The sequence below is a fragment of the Sphingomonas japonica genome (genome assembly GCF_006346325.1).
In the GTDB taxonomy this organism is placed as follows: domain Bacteria; phylum Pseudomonadota; class Alphaproteobacteria; order Sphingomonadales; family Sphingomonadaceae; genus Sphingomonas; species Sphingomonas japonica.
In genome coordinates this window covers 1,201,340-1,220,613 of sequence record NZ_VDYR01000001.1, presented here as the reverse complement: position 1 = coordinate 1,220,613, position 19,274 = coordinate 1,201,340, and the positions used below count along the sequence as shown (strand labels likewise).

At 63.4% G+C, this 19,274-nt stretch carries 20 protein-coding genes; 12 read left to right on the top strand and 8 right to left on the bottom strand.

Annotated elements, in window-relative coordinates; genetic code table 11:
* Positions 1 to 17 precede the first annotated feature (17 nt).
* Positions 18 to 1,742 carry a DUF885 domain-containing protein gene (locus tag FHY50_RS06130; protein ID WP_140047626.1) on the top strand — a complete coding sequence of 575 codons (1,725 nt, stop codon included), beginning with the start codon at positions 18 to 20 and terminating at the stop codon, positions 1,740 to 1,742.
* Positions 1,743 to 1,897: 155 nt separating this feature from the next.
* Complete coding sequence (locus FHY50_RS06125; RefSeq protein ID WP_140047625.1) at positions 1,898 to 2,284, top strand: hypothetical protein; 387 nt, start codon at positions 1,898 to 1,900, stop codon at positions 2,282 to 2,284.
* Between the two features lie 95 nt (positions 2,285 to 2,379).
* Here FHY50_RS06125 and FHY50_RS06120 read toward each other — a convergent pair whose 3' ends face one another.
* Positions 2,380 to 2,853: a DUF5063 domain-containing protein gene (locus tag FHY50_RS06120; protein ID WP_140047624.1), complete on the bottom strand. Its 474-nt coding sequence runs from the start codon at positions 2,851 to 2,853 to the stop codon at positions 2,380 to 2,382.
* Positions 2,854 to 3,027: 174 nt separating this feature from the next.
* Positions 3,028 to 3,183: a hypothetical protein gene (locus tag FHY50_RS14190; RefSeq protein WP_166745521.1), complete on the bottom strand. Its 156-nt coding sequence runs from the start codon at positions 3,181 to 3,183 to the stop codon at positions 3,028 to 3,030.
* Between the two features lie 112 nt (positions 3,184 to 3,295).
* Here FHY50_RS14190 and FHY50_RS06115 point away from each other — a divergent pair, with 112 nt between their 5' ends.
* The 7 genes from FHY50_RS06115 (at position 3,296) to FHY50_RS06090 (ending at position 8,086) form a co-directional block, all read left to right on the top strand.
* Positions 3,296 to 3,634 (top strand): WYL domain-containing protein, encoded by a 339-nt coding sequence (locus FHY50_RS06115; RefSeq protein WP_140047623.1) that lies wholly within the window; start codon positions 3,296 to 3,298, stop codon positions 3,632 to 3,634.
* Between the two features lie 118 nt (positions 3,635 to 3,752).
* Positions 3,753 to 3,929: a hypothetical protein gene (locus FHY50_RS14185; RefSeq protein ID WP_166745391.1), complete on the top strand. Its 177-nt coding sequence runs from the start codon at positions 3,753 to 3,755 to the stop codon at positions 3,927 to 3,929.
* The gene (locus FHY50_RS06110) at positions 3,926 to 4,132 is read left to right on the top strand and encodes a hypothetical protein (protein ID WP_140047622.1); all 207 of its coding nucleotides are present in this window, start codon (positions 3,926 to 3,928) and stop codon (positions 4,130 to 4,132) included. Before FHY50_RS14185 ends, FHY50_RS06110 begins: the two co-directional genes overlap by 4 nt.
* A gap of 48 nt (positions 4,133 to 4,180) precedes the next feature.
* Entirely contained in the window at positions 4,181 to 4,663 is a 483-nt protein-coding gene (smpB, locus tag FHY50_RS06105) for an SsrA-binding protein SmpB (protein WP_140047621.1), read from the top strand.
* A 14-nt stretch (positions 4,664 to 4,677) separates the two neighbouring features.
* Positions 4,678 to 5,238, top strand: a complete 561-nt coding sequence (locus FHY50_RS06100; protein ID WP_140047620.1) for a DUF2062 domain-containing protein — start codon at positions 4,678 to 4,680, stop codon at positions 5,236 to 5,238.
* 62 nt (positions 5,239 to 5,300) lie between these two features.
* Positions 5,301 to 7,697, top strand: a complete 2,397-nt coding sequence (locus FHY50_RS06095; protein ID WP_140231063.1) for a response regulator — start codon at positions 5,301 to 5,303, stop codon at positions 7,695 to 7,697.
* A gap of 41 nt (positions 7,698 to 7,738) precedes the next feature.
* Entirely contained in the window at positions 7,739 to 8,086 is a 348-nt protein-coding gene (locus tag FHY50_RS06090) for a response regulator (protein ID WP_140047619.1), read from the top strand.
* 27 nt (positions 8,087 to 8,113) lie between these two features.
* Here FHY50_RS06090 and FHY50_RS06085 read toward each other — a convergent pair whose 3' ends face one another.
* Both FHY50_RS06085 and FHY50_RS06080 read right to left on the bottom strand, forming a co-directional pair.
* Positions 8,114 to 9,733, bottom strand: a complete 1,620-nt coding sequence (locus tag FHY50_RS06085) for a histidine kinase famiy protein (protein ID WP_140047618.1) — start codon at positions 9,731 to 9,733, stop codon at positions 8,114 to 8,116.
* A gap of 189 nt (positions 9,734 to 9,922) precedes the next feature.
* Positions 9,923 to 10,558 (bottom strand): hypothetical protein, encoded by a 636-nt coding sequence (locus FHY50_RS06080; RefSeq protein ID WP_140047617.1) that lies wholly within the window; start codon positions 10,556 to 10,558, stop codon positions 9,923 to 9,925.
* A 250-nt stretch (positions 10,559 to 10,808) separates the two neighbouring features.
* On the opposite strand from FHY50_RS06080, the gene FHY50_RS06075 reads away from it, so the two are divergent.
* Positions 10,809 to 11,525, top strand: coding sequence for a class I SAM-dependent methyltransferase (locus tag FHY50_RS06075; protein ID WP_166745520.1), 717 nt, complete (start codon positions 10,809 to 10,811; stop codon positions 11,523 to 11,525).
* A gap of 5 nt (positions 11,526 to 11,530) precedes the next feature.
* Positions 11,531 to 12,631, top strand: coding sequence for an acyltransferase family protein (locus FHY50_RS06070; protein WP_140047615.1), 1,101 nt, complete (start codon positions 11,531 to 11,533; stop codon positions 12,629 to 12,631).
* Between the two features lie 24 nt (positions 12,632 to 12,655).
* Here FHY50_RS06070 and FHY50_RS06065 read toward each other — a convergent pair whose 3' ends face one another.
* From FHY50_RS06065 to FHY50_RS06050, 4 genes are all read right to left on the bottom strand, one after another.
* Positions 12,656 to 13,813 (bottom strand): glycosyltransferase family 4 protein, encoded by a 1,158-nt coding sequence (locus FHY50_RS06065; protein ID WP_166745519.1) that lies wholly within the window; start codon positions 13,811 to 13,813, stop codon positions 12,656 to 12,658.
* A gap of 59 nt (positions 13,814 to 13,872) precedes the next feature.
* The gene (locus FHY50_RS06060) at positions 13,873 to 14,808 is read right to left on the bottom strand and encodes a sulfotransferase family protein (RefSeq protein ID WP_244935359.1); all 936 of its coding nucleotides are present in this window, start codon (positions 14,806 to 14,808) and stop codon (positions 13,873 to 13,875) included.
* Between the two features lie 10 nt (positions 14,809 to 14,818).
* Positions 14,819 to 16,171, bottom strand: a complete 1,353-nt coding sequence (locus tag FHY50_RS06055; protein ID WP_140047612.1) for an O-antigen ligase family protein — start codon at positions 16,169 to 16,171, stop codon at positions 14,819 to 14,821.
* A 217-nt stretch (positions 16,172 to 16,388) separates the two neighbouring features.
* Entirely contained in the window at positions 16,389 to 17,471 is a 1,083-nt protein-coding gene (locus tag FHY50_RS06050) for a polysaccharide pyruvyl transferase family protein (protein WP_140047611.1), read from the bottom strand.
* A gap of 281 nt (positions 17,472 to 17,752) precedes the next feature.
* Here FHY50_RS06050 and FHY50_RS06045 point away from each other — a divergent pair, with 281 nt between their 5' ends.
* Positions 17,753 to 19,270, top strand: a complete 1,518-nt coding sequence (locus FHY50_RS06045; RefSeq protein ID WP_140047610.1) for a lipopolysaccharide biosynthesis protein — start codon at positions 17,753 to 17,755, stop codon at positions 19,268 to 19,270.
* The last annotated feature ends 4 nt before the right edge of the window (positions 19,271 to 19,274 follow it).

Here is a 19,274-nt window from a genome sequence, read left to right as displayed (position 1 = left end):
AATCGAGAGGATGGCGTATGCGTAACTTCGGATTTTTGCTTGGATCGCTGGCGCTGATCGCCGGTTGTTCCGAGGAGCCTTCGAGCCCGATCGCCAACACCGCGCTGGTCCAGCCGAGCCGCGCCGACTGGGACAGTTTCCGCGACGCCACGCTGCGCCGCTGGTTCGAACTCGACCCCGGCTTCGCCGTCTATCAGGGGCGCCACCAATATGACGGGCGGCTTCCCGACTGGAGCGAGGAGGGGCTCGAGGCGCAGGGCGAGTTCTACAAGCAGACGCTGCACAAGGCGCGTGGCTACAAGGCGCTGACCGGCGCGCAGGCGTTCGAGCGCGATTATCTGGTCAAGGTGGTCGAAGGAAAGCTGTTCTGGCTGGAGGACGCCGATCAGCCGCATCGCAATCCGGCCTATTATGTCGGAGCAGGGCTCGACCCCAATGTCTATGTCGCCCGCGAATACGCCGATGCGGCGACGCGGATGCGCGCGATGACGGCGTTCCTGCGCGCGATTCCGCAAGTGACGGCGCAGATCCGCGCCAATCTCGATCAGCCGCTGCCCGCCAGCTATGTCGAGTATGGCGTCGCGGCGTTCGGCGGATTCGCCGACTATTATGGCGAGGAGGCTCTGGCTGCATTTGCCGACGTCGAGGACCCGGCGATGCAGCGCGAACTCAAGCGCGCCGCCGCACCGGCCGCCACCGCGATGCGCCAGCTGCGCGACTGGCTCGGAGCGAAGCGTGACAGCGCGACGCAGGACTTCGCGATGGGACCGGAACGGTTCGCACGGATGCTCAAGGCGACCGAGGCGGTCGATCTCCCGATTGAGGACCTCGCCCGGATCGGTCAGGCCGACCTGCGCCGCAACCAGCAGATCCTGCGCGCCGAATGCGCAAAGTTCGCACCCGGCGCGCCGATCGCCGATTGCCTGGCCAAGGTCAACGCGATCAAGCCCGAGGGCGGTCCCGTCGCCGCGGCGCGGGCGCAGATTCCCGAGCTGCGCGAATTCGTCGTCGCGCAGGACCTGGTCAGCATTCCGGGGACCGAACAGGCGATGGTGCGCGAAAGCCCGCCCTATAACCGCCAGAATTCCGCCTATATCGACATCCCCGGGCCGTACGAGCTCGGCCTGCCGTCGATCTATTACATCTCGCCGCCCGATCCTGCCTGGTCGCCCCAGGTGCAGGCGGCGTACATCCCCGGCGAGCCCGACCTGCTGTTCACTACCGTCCACGAAGTATGGCCGGGCCACTTCCTGCAATTTCTTCATGCCAACCGCGTCGAATCGATCGTCGGGCGGCTGTTCGTCGGCTATGCCAATGCCGAGGGCTGGGCGCATTATGCGGAGGAGATGATGTGGGAAGCCGGCCTGCGCGGCGATCCGGCGACGCATATCGGGCAATTGTCGAACGCGCTGCTGCGCAATTGCCGCTATCTGTCGGCGATCGGACTGCATGCGCAGGGCATGACGCAGGCGCAATCGCAGGCGATGTTCCAGGAGCAATGCTATCAGGACGAGGGCAATGCCCGCCAGCAGGCGGCGCGCGGCACCTATGATCCGGCCTATCTCAACTACACGCTCGGCAAGCTGATGATCCGCAAGCTGCGCGCCGACTGGACCGCCAGCCGCGGCGGGCGGCGCGGATGGAAGGCATTCCACGATGCTTTCCTGAGCTATGGCGGGCCACCGATCCCGCTGGTGCGCCAAGCGATGCTGGAGGAAGACGAACCGCGCGCGGTGTTCTGAGGACGCGCGTCAAACGGGGCTGGTTCTTGTCGGCAGGTCGGAGATAGGTTTCCAAATCCAGCCATGGGCCTGAAATTGCGAATGACCGGTGACGCCCAATTGCGGACGTGCTTGTCGTTGAGCATAACTACGCTCCAGCTTTCGGAGGCAGCGTCGTGATCCATTCCATCTTGCTCGCGCTTCTTGGTGATAACCTGGTGAGCTCCGTTCCCGATAAATTCCAAGGCCGCTATGTTGCAGCGGTAGGAACATGCAAGTCCGCGCCGGAACTTCACGTTCGAGAGAATAGCGTCGATTGGCTGGGCAGGACTGATCGCGTGATCCTAATCGAAGACCTTTCCGCCTCCTCTGCCCACTTTATCATTACCGATCCGAAGGCATCACGAGGCGTGGTTGAACTTCATTTCGAACTACAAGGCGAAGACGCGAGACACCTTGTTGTGATCGATCACCTTGATGAAGCGTCTTTCAGAGCGCGCAACCAGCTTGTGATGGATGCTGGGATCATCGGCTTTTTTCAGCGTTGCGCGTCAAACCGTTAAGACGTTCGCGGCAGCTAGCGAGCCGTCTAAGGGCTACAAGAGGGCGGCGGAGCGTGTCGAAAGCGGTCATTCCGCTTACGCCCATTAGCGGACGTTCAGCCCCAATAGAGCAATTTGTGAAGGTACCGCCTCAAGTCATGCAGATGGTGGCCCCAGTGGTTTTGGTAGCCCCACCTAAAGGTCCAAATCGCATCATTGGTCCGACCCTGTTCCAGTAGCCAGAGTACCTCGGTGAGGTCGAGGGCTATGTCCACCAAGTCGTCCCAGCCCCAGCCTTGGCCAATCTTCTGCTCGAACCCGTCTAGCGGGTTGACTTCGGGATAGAAGCCAAGCTCCGGAAACGAGGCGGCTGCCTGCTCACCAAACTGCTGGGGATTGGCTCTTTGTGCATCCACTTCCTCTGAGTCGGGCTCGACGTCGTCGGCTTGATTAAAGGCAGCGCAGAGCCGATCTAGTGCGTCGGCCAACTGCGCCTGACGCTCGTGCGGCTCGTCGGATGCGGAGCCCAGCAGGTCAAGATAGCCTCGACAAGCAAGCCTGATGTTTTCGATCTGATCGGTTACGGCCATGCCCGACACTGCAAGCGCTCGTTGCTGTCTGTCGAGAGCAATGTCCGCTTTCCACCCATTGCTGCCATGTGAGGTTCAAGGGGCGGCACCCGGGCACCGTTCTTACCGAGCGTCGCGAAACCCCGCGCGGTGCTTATCGCTCGACCGAAGCCCATCGCAGCAAAGCCGGATAACTCAGTTCCCTCCGTAGTCCGGCTGTCCCTTGGCCTTGTCGGGATAGGCGTCGGGTGTCGTCTCGCCCTGGTTCTCGACAGCACCGCGATCCTCGACATTCTCGGCCTTGTCGTCGTCAATCTCGCCATCGGGTTTGTTGGGTTGGGGGTTGGTCATTATCTTCTCCTTACATGCCCCAACGCGCCGCACGTCGATGCGTCGCATGGAACCCGCTCGAATACGAAAAGTTGATTGCTGCATTGCACCATTCTAGGGTAAGGCAGTTTCGATGAGCGCGCTGGCATTGCAGGAAACCGAGGCCCCGACCGGGCCGGCCCCCACCATCTTCGAGGCGATCGTGCGCCGCCGGTGCGTGACCGCCACCTATAACCGCACGGCGGTCGTGCTGGCGCCGCATGTCATCTTCACCCGCCATGGCGAACTCTATGTCGGCGCGACCACGCTCGAGCGCGATGGCCAGCCGCCGCGCGAGGAAAAGCTGGGGCTGTTCAAGCTCGACGGTCTGGTCGACCTGTCCGGCAGCGACCGGCCGTTCTTTCCCAGCGCGGTGTTCGATCGTCACGACGAACGCTATGCGCAGACCGCGCTGATGACGGTCGAACCGTAACCGCACTCGTAATTCGGCGGCAAAGCTGCTATATGCCGTGCATCACCTGAACCACTTTCCGTAGGCGCCGCGTGACAGGGAGGTGGTACCTTCCGCTTACCAACACGAGGGGTGCCACATGGACACCAATTATCTTCTCCACCGCGAACAGGTTTCGCTGATGCGTGCCAAGCGCGCGCGTTCCTCCGAGGCGCGCATGGCGCATGCCGGGCTGGCGCGCGGCTATGCGGGCCTCCTGACGGCGCGCGGCTATCCGCACCGGACCGTCGCCGTCGAACGCCCGGGTCCGGCATGAGTGACCCGCAGCCCCAGCCGCATCGCCCGGGCACCGTCGAGCGGGCCTATGAACTGGCGCGCACCGGCGATTATACGACGATCGAGCAGATCCGCGCGGTCCTCATCCGCGAGCAGCACGTCTCGGTCCAGCAGCATCTCAGCGGCCCGACGCTGCGGCGCGAACTGCTCAAGCTGTGCCGCGCGGTAAAGACGGCCGGATAGCCGCAGCGCCTTCCCTTATCGCTCCGGACCGCCTATCTCGCGGCGCTGATGTCGCGTCCCCGCCATTCCCTGTTCGACAAGGTCAAGACCGTCGCCGAGAACCGGCGCGCGCGGTTCGAATATGCCATCGACACGGTGTATGAGGCGGGCATCGCGTTGACCGGGACCGAGGTGAAGAGCCTGCGCTCGGGCGAGGGCTCGATCGCCGAAAGCTATGCCGAGGTGAAGGGCAGCGAGGTGTGGCTGGTCAACGCCAACATCCCGGAGTTCAGCCACGGCAACCGCTTCAATCACGAACCCAAGCGGCCCCGCAAGTTGCTGCTGCGCGAACGCGAGATCACCAAGCTGCATGGCGCGGTCGCGCGCGAGGGGATGACGCTCGTCCCGCTCACCGTCTACTTCAACGGCCAGGGCCGCGCCAAGGTCGAGCTGGCGCTCGCCAAGGGCCGCAAGGACCACGACAAGCGCGAGCATATCAAGGAACGCGAGTGGAAACGCGATGCGCAGCGGCTGCTGCGTGACCGCGGCTGACATGGCTGCCTGAGATGGCCAGGGACAAGGACCGCCTGACACGCTGGATCGTGTCGCAATTCCCGACGCGTGAGCAACTCGAAAGCAGCCGCTTCCTGCGCCCGGTCGCGCATCGCGTGCTCGCGCCGGAATTGTGGCGCTTCACCCGCCGGTCGGTACCGCGCGGAACGGCGCTTGGCGTATTCGTCGGCATCTTCCTTATGATCCCCGGATTGCAGATAGCCGGCGCGGCACTGCTGGCGCTGCCGTTCCGCGCCAATGTCCCGGTCGCCGCGGCGATGACCTTTCTGAGCAATCCGGCGACGACGCCGTTCATCCTCTATGCGTCGGTCTATCTCGGCAATTTCCTGCTCGGGCGCAGCGCCGACGCATCGGGGTTCATGGCGCTGGTCGATGCGCATGCGGGCGTCGGAGAATGGATCGGCTGGCTGTTTTCCGAAGCCGCGCCGGCGCTGCTGATCGGACTGACGCTGATCGCGCTGGTCAGCGCAGTGGTCGGCTATGTCGTGGCCGTGTGGGTCTGGCGGCTGCGCATGGCGGCGAAATGGCGGCTGCGCCACCGCCACTCGGCGTGAGCCTGGTCCACCCCGCGCAGCGCCGCTTGACGCACCCGCCGGGCATCCCGCAATCAGGCGATATGGCTTCGCAATCGCCCGTCGTGACGCCGACCGCACCCGCATCGCCGCTCGGGCAGCCGATCGCGATCGCGGTGCTGGCGGCGGTGGCGGCGGCGTTGGCGATGCTGTGGCTGCTCGGCGACCTCGCCATCGCCGCCGGAGCGCTGGCCACGGGGCTGATCGTTGCGGGCGGCATCGCCAGTGCCGTGCGGTTCGCACGCCAGGCTCCCGCGACGGAAGCGGTGATCGACTGGTCTGTCGCGCGCGCACTTGCGGCGGCATCGCCCGATGCATTGGCGGTAACCGATCGCTCGGGGCGGCTGGTCTGCGCCAACGACGCCTATGAAGCGCTGTTCGGCGAGTTTCCGACACCCCCCAATCTCGCGGTCGGCGATGCCGGCATCGCCGCGCTCGGTGCCGCCGGACGCGCGGCGTGGCGTGACGGCAGCGCCAGTGCGCCCGGGCTGACCGGCGAGGCCGGCCAGATCGACGTTTCCGTCACGCGTGCCGGCGACGACATGCTGGTGTGGCGGTTCGCCGCCGATCCGGCCAAAGCGTCTGGCAGCGACCTTGCCGAAGCGATCGCCGGCGCGACCGGCGACCGGCTCGCCGCCGCCGGGATCATGACGGTGCTCGTGACGCCCGAGGGCCGCGTGCGCGCCGCCAACCGCGTGTTCCGCCTGCGCGCGATGGGGCATGAGGAAGCCGCGATCGACGGGCGCGATTTCGCCCGCTTCCTCGTCACCGACGGCGCCGGCCGTATCCGCTTCGAGCGCGAGGGCGACGATGCGGTGCCGCTGCGCCTCGTCGAGGTGCCGCTGCTGGACGGCGACGGCGCGCCGATCCTGATCGCGCTGCTCGACGAGGAGGGCGGTGCGATCGCCGCGCCGGTGGTCGGCGGCAGCGCTGCGAGCCAAATCCACGCGCTGGTGTCGCTGCTGCCGTTCGGGCTCGCGCTGGTCGGGCGTGACGGGCGGCTGGTGCACATGAACGACGCCTTCGTCCAGGCGGTCGGGGTCAAGGTCGCGGCGCCGCCGCTCTATCCAGGCGATATCGTCGTGCGCGAGGACAAGGCGCCGCTTGCCGACGCGATCCGCCGCTTCGGCGGCGGCGCGCAGCACAGCGCCGACATGACCGTGCGCCTCGCCGACCGTCCCGACGAGGCGATCGCGCTCACCCTGACCGGTGCCCGCGGGCTGGGCGATGCGGCGGTGCTGATCGGGCTCAAGGATTCGGGCGAGGAGGGCAAGCTCAAGCGTCAGGTCGCGCAGGCGACCAAGATGCAGGCGGTGGGCCAGCTGGCGGGGGGCGTCGCGCACGATTTCAACAACATCCTGACCGCGATCATCGGCCATTGCGACCTGATGCTGATGCGCCACACCCCCGGCGATAGCGATTACGACGATATCCAGCAGGTGCGCATCAATTCGAACCGCGCCGCCAGCCTGACTCGCCAGCTGCTCGCCTTCTCGCGCCAGCAGACGCTGCGCCCACAAGTGCTCCAGCTGCCCGACATCATCTCCGAAGTCTCGAACCTCCTGAAGCGGCTGCTCGGCGAAACCGTCGCGCTCGAGGTCCGCCACGGCCGCAGCCTCGGTTCGGTACGCGCCGATCCCGGCCAGCTCGAACAGGTTGTCGTGAACCTGGCGGTCAACGCGCGCGACGCGATGCTCGCCGCCAATCCCTCGGGCGGCGGCACCGTGACGATCGAGACGCTGGCGATTTCGGCCTCGCAGGTCCGCCAGATGGATGACGAGGTGCTGCCGGTCGGCGACTATTCGGCGCTGCGCATTTCCGACACCGGCACCGGCATTCCCGCGGACGTGCTGCCCAAGATCTGGGAGCCGTTCTTCACCACCAAGGAAGTCGGCAAGGGCACAGGGCTCGGCCTGTCGACGGTGTACGGCATCATCAAGCAGTCGGGCGGCTATATCTTCGCCGAATCGCCGCCGGGGGGCGGGGCGGTGTTCACCATCTTCCTGCCGGTCCACGCCGCCGCGCCGGCGGCGAAGCCCGCACCGCTCGCAGCCCGGCCCAAGGCTGATACGTGGGGCACCGGGCTGGTGCTGCTGGTCGAGGACGAGGACATGGTCCGCGCCGTCGCCGAACGCGCGCTGGTGCGCCAGGGCTATACGGTGATCGCTGCCGAGAATGGTGAAGCCGCGCTCGAACTGCTCGAGACCTGCGAGCGTCCCGACCTGCTGATCTCCGACGTGGTGATGCCGTCGATGGACGGGCCGACGATGGTCCGCCATGTGCGCGAGCGCTATCCCGATCTGCCGATCCTGTTCATGTCGGGCTATGCCGAGGAACAGCTGCGCAAGTCGATCGACCTCGACAACGTCGCCTTCCTGCCCAAGCCGTTTTCGGTACAGCAACTGGCCGAGGCGGCGCGAGACGTGCTGGCAGCGAAATGATGCTTGGCTAACCGGGCCAAGCCGTGCAAGGCACGCCGCTTATGAGTAGCTTACGCCGCATCCTCCTGGTCGAGGACGAACCCCTGATCGCCATGATGCTCGAGGATTTCCTCGACGCGCTCGACCGGGAGGTAGCCGGAACCGCCGACTGCGTCGCCGCTGCGCTCGCGGCGATTGAGCAGGGCGGCATCGACGCGGCGATCCTCGACGTCAATCTGCGCGGCGGGGAAAAAAGCTGGCCGGTCGCCGACGCGCTGGCCGCCGCGGGCATCCCGTTCGTCGTCGCCACCGGCGGCGACACGCTGGCCGATGCGCATCGCGACCGACCGGTGCTGGCCAAGCCGTTCACGATGGACGGCGTCGAAAAGGCGCTCGGCGCGCTCGCCTGACGGTCAGGAGCGGCCGCGTGCCGCGGCTCAAACGCCCGAGGCGCCGTCGAGGATGCGGCGCACCTTCTGTGCCAGGTCCGACCGGCGATAGGGCTTGTTGATAAGCTCGAACTCGCCGGTCAGGTCGGGGACGTCGCTCGCCAGCCCCGCCTCGGCATAGCCGGTGGTCAACAGGATCTTGAGCCGCGGCTGGCTTTCCCGCGCTGCCCGCGCCAGGGTCACGCCGTTGATTCCGCCCGGCATCACCAGGTCGGTGAACAACAGGTCGAAGCGCTGCGCGCCCTCGAGGATTTCCAGCGCCTGCGCACCGTCCTCGGCAGCAGTCACGCGATACCCGAAATCGGTGAGGATGCCGGTGGCCAGTTCGCGCACATCGGGATTGTCCTCGACCACCAGCACGCTTTCGGACCCGCCGCGCACCGCCGCCGTCTTCGTCTTGGTCGGCGCATCCGCCTGCGTGCCTTCGAGCGCCGGGAAATACAGCCGCACGGTGGTGCCTACCCCGACCTCACTGTAGATGCGGACATAGCCCCCGGTCTGGCGCATGAAGCCATAGACCATGCTCAGTCCCATGCCCGAACCCTTGCCGACGTCCTTGGTGGTGAAGAACGGCTCGAGCACACGCGGCATCACGTCGGCCGGGATGCCCTCGCCATTGTCGGTGATCGACAGGGTCACGTACGATCCGGGCCGCACGTCGCCGTGCGAGCGCGCGTCGTCCTCGGACAGGTAGCGGTTGGCAGTTTCGATCACGACGCGCCCGCCATCCGCCATCGCATCGCGCGCGTTGATCAGGATGTTGAGCAGCGCCACTTCGGTCTGCACCGGATCGACTTTGCACGTCCACAGGTCGCCCGCGAACCGCGTCTCGATCTCGAAATTCGATCCCAGCGTGCGCGCCAGGAATTCGCGCAGCGACGCGATCAGCCCGTTGAGATTGGTCGGCCGCCCTTCGAGCCGCTGCTTGCGGGCGAAGGCCAGCAGCTGCTGGGTAAGCTGTTCGGCGCGGCGCCCGCCTTCGATCGCACGCGTGATCCGCTTGCGCCCGCGCTCGCTCAACGTCTCCTGTTCGAGCACGCCGTCGAGATTGCCGAGCACCACCGTCAGCATATTGTTGAAATCATGCGCGATGCCGCCGGTCAGCTGGCCGACCGCTTCCATCTTCTGCGCCTGGCGCAGCGCCTCCTCGGCGTCGCGGCGCCGCGATACATCGAGCTGCGACGCGAAGAAGTAGACGAGATCGCCATCGTTGCTGAACACCGGCGCGATGTAGAGCGCGTTCCAGAACGCCGACCCGTCCTTCTTGTAGTTGATGATTTCGACCGCGACCTGCGAACGGTTGGCCACCGCTTCGCGAATCTGGCCAACCGCGGTCGGATCGGTATCCGCCCCCTGCAGGAACCGGCAGTTTCGCCCGAGCAGGTCGTTGATGTCATACCCGGTCATCTGCACGAACGCGGCGTTGGCGAACACGATCGGATTGTCTTCGCGATGCGGATCGGTGACGATCATCGGCATCCGCGTCATCTCGACCGCGGCGAAGAAAATGTCGTCGGTGCCCGAGAAACCTGCCTTGGTCAGCGTCGATCGCGGGCGGCGATGGGCCGGGAGTTCCGACGTGGGATTGGAACTCTCGGCGTCGGACATGCTGCTGCGCTCCAGGTTGGGCGGGGAGGCTCGACAGGCCATGCGCAGGGCTGGCGTATCGCGCTGGAAGCCATTGAATAGCGGCTAGTTGAGCGGGGGAAAGCCGTTTTTTGTGTGGCGGCCCGACGCGGGCGTCGCATGCTCCCCTGTCGTTCAAGCGGACCAGACATGCACGCCGCCGTCAGTGCCTTATCGACCAGAGCAATTGCAGGGTAACGTGGCCCTGCGGGCCTCGATTTCCTCTGGACTGACCAGCTGGTCGTCATTGGTGTCGAGCTTTTCGAAGCGCTTCTCCGCCTGGGCAAGATATGTCGCTTTGTCGCGGGGGAGGCCTCGGGGGCCGGTGACGGGTGGTCCACCGATTTCGGTTATCTCGATCGCTGCGGCAACGACCACCAAAAGCGCTCCGCATGCGGCAATCGTCCCGCGCGATTTCACGGACGCAGCGGAAAGCGCTGGATGCGTCGTCAGGGATGCTACCTGCCCTGGTCGCTCGTCGGGGCTGTGATTGACAAGCCCCGGCCACGCCGTCCGCACCCATGCTGCCAGGGACAGGCAAACCGGCCAGAACAGCGTGATCCAAATATCCTGGGCGGTGTCCGGCAGCCGCCACGATCCCTCATTGAGCCGATCCATCACCTCGTTCGCCAATTCTGCGACGATGACCACGGCAAGCGGCATCATCGTGGCCAGCGGCCGTCTGGTGGCCAGGCGTGCAATGAACAGCACGAGCAGGCCGGCATTGAGGTGCAGAAATCGATTGTCCCAACCGGTGTCGGTGACAATGCCGGCGATAAGCCCCTGATAGGCTGTGACGGTGTCCATGCCACGGTCTAGGCAGACGGACTATATCGCGCCAGCGAACATTCGTCGCCGCAGCGACGCCGGGCTGAGGCATCTGACCGGCGCCACGCTATCGACTGTGGTGCTGTTACGTCCATTCCGGTCAGCCGACCATCGAGCCCCGTCACGGCGTTGACCGCCGATGACACTTCTGCAAGGCGTTTTTGCGCTGCACCAGGGCCATTGTATCCGCATCGATCGATGCGGTGCAGCCTGTCGGAGGATTAGACATATGCGCACCACCGCGCGGGATGAAATGGAAGCCGAGCTGCGCACCGTCATTTCCGAATGGCAGGAGGGACGATCCAGCTTTCGACTGCTCGACGCTGGCGGGGGGTCGCTTTCTCGAATTCCGACCGAGGTGGTTCCGGTGCTGACCGTGGTCGATATCTCGCCGGAGCAGCTGGAACGCAACATCGCCGACGAAAAGATACTGGGCGACCTTCACGAAGTCGATCTTGGCGTCGCGCGGTTCGACGCAGCGGTGGCCTGGGACGTGATCGAACATCTCGCTGATCCATGGAAAGTAGTCCGCAAGCTCCTGGCGGCGGTCGTTCCGGGCGGTATCGTTATCCTAGCCGGCCCGAGCCGCTATTCGCTCCAGGCGCTGGTCACGCGCCTGACACCGCACAGTTTCCACGTCTGGGTCTATCGCCATATCTTCAAGAAACCCCACGCCGGTGAACCGGGACGCGCGCCGTTCCCTACGGTTCATCATGCCGATATCAGTCCTGATCGGCTTGCGGACCTTATCGCCAAGGCAGGGCATGAGCTGCTGTATTTCCGGACGTACGAGCGAAGCAAGCGCGGAAAGCTCAAGAAGACGGTTCCATTGCTGGGCCTGGCTTATGACATGGCGGCGCGGATCGGCAGTTCGGTGAGCGGGCGCAACATGCTGGAATCCGATTTCGTGATGGTCATTCGGCCTGCTGCCGATGGTGGCCGCTGACCGTCATGACGCGACGTCCGGAAGTGCCGGCTCCTTCGCAGCGTGCCGAGTTCGGCCATGTTCCCGTGCTCGATTTCGCGCGAATGGTCGCCGTCCTGCTCGTGATAACGGCGCATTTCGATGTTTCCAGGTTCATTCCCGGTGGTTTCGGCGTCACCATCTTCTTCTTCATCAGCGGTTTTCTCATATCGCGATTGCTCTTGGCAGAATGTCGCGAAGGCCTCTCGGTTTCCCGATTCTATATTCGCCGCTTCCTGCGCCTGACCCCGCCGCTGGTCATCATGGCGATTCCGACCCTGACCCTATACTCTCTTATTGCGCCTGAGGAATTGGTCTGGCCGAGAATTACCGCAGCATTCTTGTATCTTGGCAACTTTTACAACATCGGCCGCGACCTTTTCGGATGGCCTGAAGGTGTTCCGGGATATGGCCTGTTATGGTCATTGGCGATCGAAGAACATTTCTATCTGCTCATACCACTGCTGCTCTTGCTGGTCAGGGGTTCGGGACATCGCATCTTGATATTCGCGCTATTGGTCACGATGCCATTGATGCTGCGTTTCATGGTCTTCCTCACGTTGGAAGGGCATGAGTCGTTCAACTACTATTTTACGGTCACCCGATTTGACTCGCTGGCGTGGGGTTGTCTTTTGACGGCCATGCTCGCGGATTCGAAATGGCAACCTTGGGTTGGTCGGCTGCGGCAATACTGGATAGCGGGGGGGGGAGGAGCGCTGATCTGCGCCAGCCTGTTGCTGCGAGACGACCTTACCCAGAGCGTGCTGTGTTATTCCATGCAGGGACTTGGCCTGTTCCTCATCGCAAACGTCGTCCTCTTCGACACCCGGCTAGGACTGCTGCGATGGGTTACCGAGCGTTCTGCATTTCGGTTCTTGGGGCGGATCAGCTATGAGATGTATCTCTGGCACCTGCATGCGCGAGCCCTGGTGCTCCTACTGGTGCTGCCTGCGCCGATCACCGCGTCGTTGTCGATAATACTGACCCTGATATTGAGTGCTGCGGCGTATTCCGTGTCGACGCACTACACGCGCAATTGGCGAAAGCGGTTCAGCAGTCACCGGGTCGCATCAATCCGTTCCGCCTAGGGCGCGACAAGCCGCGTGGCGGCGTCACTTCGCAGCGGAGATGGAATTGGGCGGGGCTTGGTTTCGCGCCTGGCTGCCTGCGATCGCCTCATAATGATCGGCCATGCGACCGGACACAATCGACGATTCCCAAAGCGTCCATGCCTTTTCGCGATTGTTACGCGATGTTTCGGCGAGCAGCGCGGGATCGGCGACATAGCGGCGAATTGCCGCAGCCACTGCGGCGCGGCTCGGATCGGGCAGGATCACGCCGTTGACGTCGTCCGAGACGATATCGGGAATGCCGCCGACGGGGGTGGTGATGATGACATGCCCGGCCGCCATCGCTTCCAGGATCGCGTTAGGCATTCCCTCGGGATGGGCGGTGGGCAGCACGAAGATGGCAGACCGCATCAGTAGATCCGCCTTGTCACCGTGGCTGACATAGCCGGTGAACGACACCCTTGTTCCTATGCCGAGCGCGGCGACCCTGGCTTCCAGCGCGCCGCGCTCCGGCCCGTCGCCAGCCATGATCAGACGCCATCCAGCGAATTCGCTGGCCAGATCGGCGAACGCCTCGATCGTCTGGATTCCCCCCTTTGCAGGGATGAAGCGCGACAGGAACAACAGGGCCTGGCGGTCCACCCGCGCGGGCTCGGGCACGCCGGTAAACAGCTTTGCCTCAAACATGGTGGAACTTACATGAATCCTGTCCGGATTCACGCCCAGATCGCGCAGCGCGTCCTTGAAACTGGTTGAAAGCACCAGAATGCGATCGGCCTTGAAGTTGGTCTTGACGAACAGCCAGCTTTGCCACCGCGACGCCCGGATCGATTCAAGGGCTCGCCAGTCCCAGCCGCGATAGAATATCAATGCCCTGATGCCCGGCCGCAATAGCCTGGCGATCCATATGAACAGCAGCTCGCGCGGTAGCGAGCTGCGATCGAGCGACGGATTGACGTGCAGCACGTCGAACCTGCGGCGAAGCAGCAACATGCCGAACCGGGCATAGTCGCGGAGCATGCGGCGCATAGCCGACAGCGCGCCCATCTCACCTTTGCGCCCGCCGTTGATGAACCGCGATGCGTCGACCCGGTCGCGATAGCAACTTCGCATGATCCGCAGGAAATTGTTCACCCCGCCAGTGACATGGCCGGCATGAGCCACCACCAGTACCGACAAGCGCGGGCGGCTGGACGTCATCGGATTTTCCCGATCGTGCTTAGAGCCCAAAGACGCGTGACCCGCCGTGTTCGTGCCAGTCATTTGCGCAAGACGTATCGCGTGCCCTCGATCCAGCCGAACTGGCGGATGTGGAACCGCACGACACCGGGGATGTCCATGACCCGTCGCAGCTGCATTTGGATTGCGGACAATCGGCGTTCGCGCCGGGCGCTCGTCTTGAGCGCATACCCGTACAAGCGGGATGCGGGGACGAAGATCTCTTCCATTCGCTTCAGCTGGCGCGGCCCCAGGCTTTCGGCTCGGTCTGGCAGGTTCATGACCTGCGTCTTGCCCCTGGCGCGTCCCAGGCCTTCGGCGCTGCCCTTCAAGTCTGCCATGCCCGGCTCATATTCAAGCCCAAGAAAGGCGCAGGCTGCTTCCAGCGTCCTCGTAGGATTGCTCTTCAGATCTTCGAAGCGCAACGTCAGGAACCGATCGGGGACGGCGGAACCGGCATGGTGAGCCGACATCACTGCATCGGTCCACTGCTGTATCGCGCGCAGCGGATCCTTTTTCCAGGCCTGGATGGCGGAAAGCGCGACTTCCCTGCCGTCGCGCACGATGTGCAGTACCTTGGCGTCAGGGAAATCGCCGAGGATTTCTCGGACGCACGTGATATGCAGGGGGGATTTGTCGCCAAGGATGATTTCGTCGCCGGTGCGATCGATCGAGGCCAGTATCAGCCCCTTCATCGCCCCCGCAGCGGTCGCCGACGGGCAAAGCGATTTCCAGTGAGCCGGATCGATCGGATCGCCGGCATTATTGCGGCGGATGAAGAACTTGCTCTCGCCGACCTGCTGCCACAGCAGTTCGAACCAGTCCTCACCGCGCTTCCTCGTGAAGAAATCGCGAAACACAGGATAGAGATCGGTTTCGTTAGCCAGGATCGCGATCTTGCTGTGATTTTTCAACAGATCGCGAAGAAGCTTCGTTCCCGATCGGGGAAGCCCGACGATGAAGAGATATTGTGCCACGTCGACCAATCTATACCCGCGTTGGAGCGGCGCGCCCCCAGTTCAATCCAGAAGCGCGCTGGTCGCGGTCATCCACGGGCCCGCGATTTGGCTCTCCCGATCGTGACGGCCCCTGCAGGGCACGTCTCGCCTCGCGTCGACATTCGTCGACCAATTTCGGCAGGGCGCCTGCCACCAACCAGAAGAAAATCTCGTTCTGATAAAATGGTCCGGAATTGTGAAACATGATATGTATCACATAGGGCGTAAATATGATGAAAACACTCAAATTGCGCCTGATCAGATCCCAAACCCAGAAGGCGACGCCTAGTATCAGGACGCCATAGATGTTGATTATGCTGAACAGATAATTGTGCAGGGGGTACCGGAATATCGCATATTTATTAGGATCGTTGTGAAGCCTAGCGACGAATTCCGCGGCATGAAGCGTCGGGTCGAATGAAAGGCCATAGCCAAGCGGATTGTCCAGGAACAGCATGAGCCCGTAATGCGTCAAGGTTCCGCGAATCAACGAGGAGTTGTCGCTGGTTTCGAAAATGCGCGAACCCGATGCCCGCAACAGCGACAGCACCGGTTCTGCCAACAGTGCCACGGTCGCGATACCGACCAGCGTTATCGTGAAGAGGCGCGGCTTGCTCTGCGACACGATCAGCAGAAAGAATATCGCCCCGCCAAGGATCGGCGAGCGATTGCCACTGGCGAAGGCGACGATGCACAGCAGAACCAGTCCGATGGCAACGCGCGGCTGCGAAAGCGTCAGCCGAAGCGACCGGCGGTCCGGTTGGGGCGTCACAAACATGAGATAATAAGCGGCAAGAGCGAGACAGATCTGCGCGCCCAGGATCGTCTTTGAATAGGAAAGGCCGACCGCCCGGATACCGCTTCCGTCGAGCCCGTCGTTGGGAAGGACCAACGCGTCACCTTGCAGGGATGCGATCGCCCCGCGAAGCCCCCACGCGCCATCGACCCCGACGAACTGTGCCACCGCCACCACGGCCGACACCCCTATAACCATGACAAACGCCATAAACACCGCCCGGCTGCCGCAGATTTCAGCCACGATTGCAGTAAGCACCATCAGTACTAGCGCCTGAACGCTGATCTCCACCGCCGCCTGAATGATCTCCCAAACACCGTCGCCGGACAGTGCCGAGGCGAGCATGCCGATCGCCGTCACCACTAGGGCCGTTCGCATGAACCATTTCAGGCGGCGCACCGCTATCGCCGCTTCGACGGGACATAGTATGGCAAGGACGATCATGAGCCCTGCTGCAGCCAGCGATCGCACGGGCACGCCGATGGTCCATGCGGTCGCGATCATCGACAGGAAAACGACGCCGGTAAATCCAAGGATCGTCAACAATTGGCCGGCCGAAAGCGCCGGACGGAGCGTGTTGGCGGGACGGCGGAAACTGCGTGGGGCCGCTGGGTGCGCACCTTTCCGGACAAGCTGCTGCCGCCCGCCGCTGACTGTAGTTCTCACTTACCCTACCTTCATGGGCGGCGGGCCGCCTTCGCTGCGCTGCGCGGAAACGTCTAGGCCGCCGCAGCCGACCGTCAAGGGGACGCAGCCGTTCAGGCTAGCCTCGCGATGCTACGGCATCACAAAATGATGCCACGCGACGCCGATAGAATCCCGTCGAGCGCGCCTTTTCGAACGCAGTGAACGAGGGGCGCAAGCCGTTCTCCCACCCGTGCGCGAGTTCCATCGCAAGATCGACGCGGTTGCGGGGATCGCTCACGCACCAGTCGGACAGAGCCATCTGGCGATAAAAGCGCGGAGTCTTGGCGTGACGCGGGATCGAAATGACGGGCTTGTTCAATGCGCAGCGCACGATGCCGACGTGCAGCTTGGTGGTGATCACAAGATCGACGGCGTCGAGCACACCGATCAATTTCTGTGGATCGCGATCATACCCCAGCCGTGTCACGCGTGCGGCGCTGGCAGGATCGACCGGTACCTTTTCGTGCCAGCCTGTCCGGTTGCCCGTCCGCACGCCATCGCTCAGGAGGAGAAGGTGCCAGTCGGTTTCGGTCAAAAGTCTGGAGATCAGTTCAGCCATCATCCCGACCTCTTCGGGCGAAGCGTGCACTTCCGTATGCAGGGCCACCAGCGGACCCTTCACCACCGGCAATGCCGAACGGTCCCAATGCGCATTCCGTCGCAATTCTTCTTTCTGCGCGGTCACCACCGCATCGACGCCGATTTCCACTTCGCGCCGCACCCCCCAGTCATGCAGGAATTGGGCGGATTCAGGATCTCGGACCACCGCAATATCCGCTTCCTCGAACAGCTTGGCCAGGTCCGATTGCATCCGAGCGCTGGAAACTGGCCCGACCCCCGTACCCAAAATGCAATAGGGGATACGGCGGCGCGCCCAGTTGGCAAGAAGCATGTGCCGCAAATAGGCGCGGGCGGTCCAGCGCTTAAGTCCCGAACTCGGTTGCCCGAAATACCCGCCCCCGGCGAATATCAGAGCGTCGCCTGTCAGGGCGTTTGCCGGTCCGCGTGCGTCCGCGCCGATCATTCGGCAATTGCGGGCGTTGGCCAGCGGAAGAATTAGCCGAGTGTCCGGCTGCCCGTCCTTCACCCAGGCAGCGAACAACTGGCACAGGAGCGTATCGCCGAAATTATAGCCGAAATAGGACCCGTGAAGGAGCATGTTCAAAGTCTAATCTCCACCCGGACGCCCCAAGGCGACAAACGCATACGTCTAGAGCAAGCGGCAGGAAATGTCGGCTGGACCGGGCTTTTCGTATCTGCTCTGGCCGGGGCCTGGTGGACCCGAACCTGCCATCCGCGGCGGATATGAACGTCCGCCGGGTGCCCGGCAAGCCTGGAATGAACCGATGGCATCCTTTCGGGCTGGCCAGGCGACCCTGTGGCCTTGCTGTCGATCACGGAACGGCTAAACGCGTGCATCGATCTTGGGGCGGGTAGCTGATGAACGTTCCTTCGGGAAAATCGCAAGACCATGCGAAGGAGACGCTGACCAAGCGCACTATGCACGGTTTCGTGTGGCAGTTCCTGGGCACTGGGTCTGAAGCCGCGGCACGCATGATCGTTCTGATAGTCCTCGTATGGCTGCTGACGCCAGCCGAGTTCGGACTGGCGACGGCTGCCCAGATCATCATCGGTTTCACTCGGGTAGTCAGCCAGGTGGGGATGGGGCCTGCGCTGGTTCAGCGGGAGCGGATCGGCGATGACCATATCAAATCGGTGTTCGCCGTTTCCCTTTATATCGGGCTGGTCGCGGTCGCGATCCTGTATCTGCTGGCGCCCCTGCTTGCGGACGCGTTTGATCAGGCACGGCTGACCGGGATGATCCGGGTCCTCGCGATCTATCTGCCGATCGCCAATCTTGCGATCGTGTCCGAATCTTTGATTCTGCGCGATCTGCAGTTCAAACGACTCGCGACGGCGGAATTTGCAAGTTTCGCGCTTGGATATGGAGCTGTCGGCGTGGGTCTCGCTTGGGCCGGGTTCGGCGCCTGGTCGTTGATCGTTGCGCTGCTGGCGCAGTCGATCATGCGGACAGTGTTGCTCTGGCTTCAGCGTCCGCCACTGATCACGCTGCGGGTGCGACGGCGGCCGTTCAGCGAGCTGTTCCATTTCGGCGCCGGCCAGTCGCTAGCCCATATCGCCAGCTATGCTGCGCTCACCATCGACAATGTGGTGGTGGGGGTATCAATGGGCAGTGTCGCCCTGGGCCTTTATGGCCGCGCATATCAGTTTCTCACGGTTCCCAGCACCTTGTTCGGGCGGGTCGCCGATCGAGTGCTGTTTCCGGCAATGTCTTCGATCCAGAACGATGTTGCGCGTTTGCAGTTCGCCTATGAACGCGCGCTGGGTCTGGTGGCGATGATTACCATGCCGCTCAGTGGCCTGCTCATCCTCCTTGCGCCGGAAATCGTCTCGGTGCTGCTCGGCACCAGATGGCAGGGCATGGTGCTGCCGTTCCAGCTGCTCGCGGTCGCCCTGTGTTTCCGGACGGGATACAAGATCTGCGACTCGCTGACGCGTGCACGCGGCAGTGTCTACCGCCGGGCCTGGCGTCAATGGGTGTACGCCCTTGCCGTGTTCGTCGGCGCGTCGCTGGGGGGGCACTGGGGGCTGCCCGGGATTGCCGCGGGCGTATCGGTAGCGATCACTCTCAACTTCCTGATGATGGCGCATCTCGGGATCAAGGTGATCTCAGGTTCTTGGACGCGGCTGTTTTCGATCCACCTGCGTCATCTGGTGGCTACCATTATCGCGCTGGCACCGACGACCGTAATTGTCTTGTGGCTGCGGGCGAATCGCTATCCGGACGCCGAGACGCTCGGAATAGGCTGCGGCGGCATCGGCCTGACCTGGTTCGCCTTGTTTCTGCTGGCAGGCGGGCTCTTCTCAAGCGAAGGCAGATGGGTTAAAACAATGGTGTTCGGAAGGCTGAAAAGCATAAGGAAATCCAACGCATAGCGGC

Coding starts and splice junctions, on each gene's coding strand:
- FHY50_RS06120 (WP_140047624.1), bottom strand. CDS start 2,853: ATGGCCGTAACCGATCAGATCGAAAACATCAGGCTTGCTTGTCGAGGC.
- FHY50_RS06075 (WP_166745520.1), top strand. CDS start 10,809: ATGCGCACCACCGCGCGGGATGAAATGGAAGCCGAGCTGCGCACCGTC.
- smpB (WP_140047621.1), top strand. CDS start 4,181: ATGTCGCGTCCCCGCCATTCCCTGTTCGACAAGGTCAAGACCGTCGCC.
- FHY50_RS14185 (WP_166745391.1), top strand. CDS start 3,753: ATGGACACCAATTATCTTCTCCACCGCGAACAGGTTTCGCTGATGCGT.
- FHY50_RS06110 (WP_140047622.1), top strand. CDS start 3,926: ATGAGTGACCCGCAGCCCCAGCCGCATCGCCCGGGCACCGTCGAGCGG.
- FHY50_RS06085 (WP_140047618.1), bottom strand. CDS start 9,733: ATGTCCGACGCCGAGAGTTCCAATCCCACGTCGGAACTCCCGGCCCAT.
- FHY50_RS06095 (WP_140231063.1), top strand. CDS start 5,301: ATGGCTTCGCAATCGCCCGTCGTGACGCCGACCGCACCCGCATCGCCG.
- FHY50_RS06065 (WP_166745519.1), bottom strand. CDS start 13,813: ATGACGTCCAGCCGCCCGCGCTTGTCGGTACTGGTGGTGGCTCATGCC.
- FHY50_RS06090 (WP_140047619.1), top strand. CDS start 7,739: ATGAGTAGCTTACGCCGCATCCTCCTGGTCGAGGACGAACCCCTGATC.
- FHY50_RS06115 (WP_140047623.1), top strand. CDS start 3,296: ATGAGCGCGCTGGCATTGCAGGAAACCGAGGCCCCGACCGGGCCGGCC.
- FHY50_RS06100 (WP_140047620.1), top strand. CDS start 4,678: ATGGCCAGGGACAAGGACCGCCTGACACGCTGGATCGTGTCGCAATTC.
- FHY50_RS06130 (WP_140047626.1), top strand. CDS start 18: ATGCGTAACTTCGGATTTTTGCTTGGATCGCTGGCGCTGATCGCCGGT.
- FHY50_RS14190 (WP_166745521.1), bottom strand. CDS start 3,183: ATGACCAACCCCCAACCCAACAAACCCGATGGCGAGATTGACGACGAC.
- FHY50_RS06080 (WP_140047617.1), bottom strand. CDS start 10,558: ATGGACACCGTCACAGCCTATCAGGGGCTTATCGCCGGCATTGTCACC.
- FHY50_RS06050 (WP_140047611.1), bottom strand. CDS start 17,471: ATGCTCCTTCACGGGTCCTATTTCGGCTATAATTTCGGCGATACGCTC.
- FHY50_RS06070 (WP_140047615.1), top strand. CDS start 11,531: ATGACGCGACGTCCGGAAGTGCCGGCTCCTTCGCAGCGTGCCGAGTTC.
- FHY50_RS06045 (WP_140047610.1), top strand. CDS start 17,753: ATGAACGTTCCTTCGGGAAAATCGCAAGACCATGCGAAGGAGACGCTG.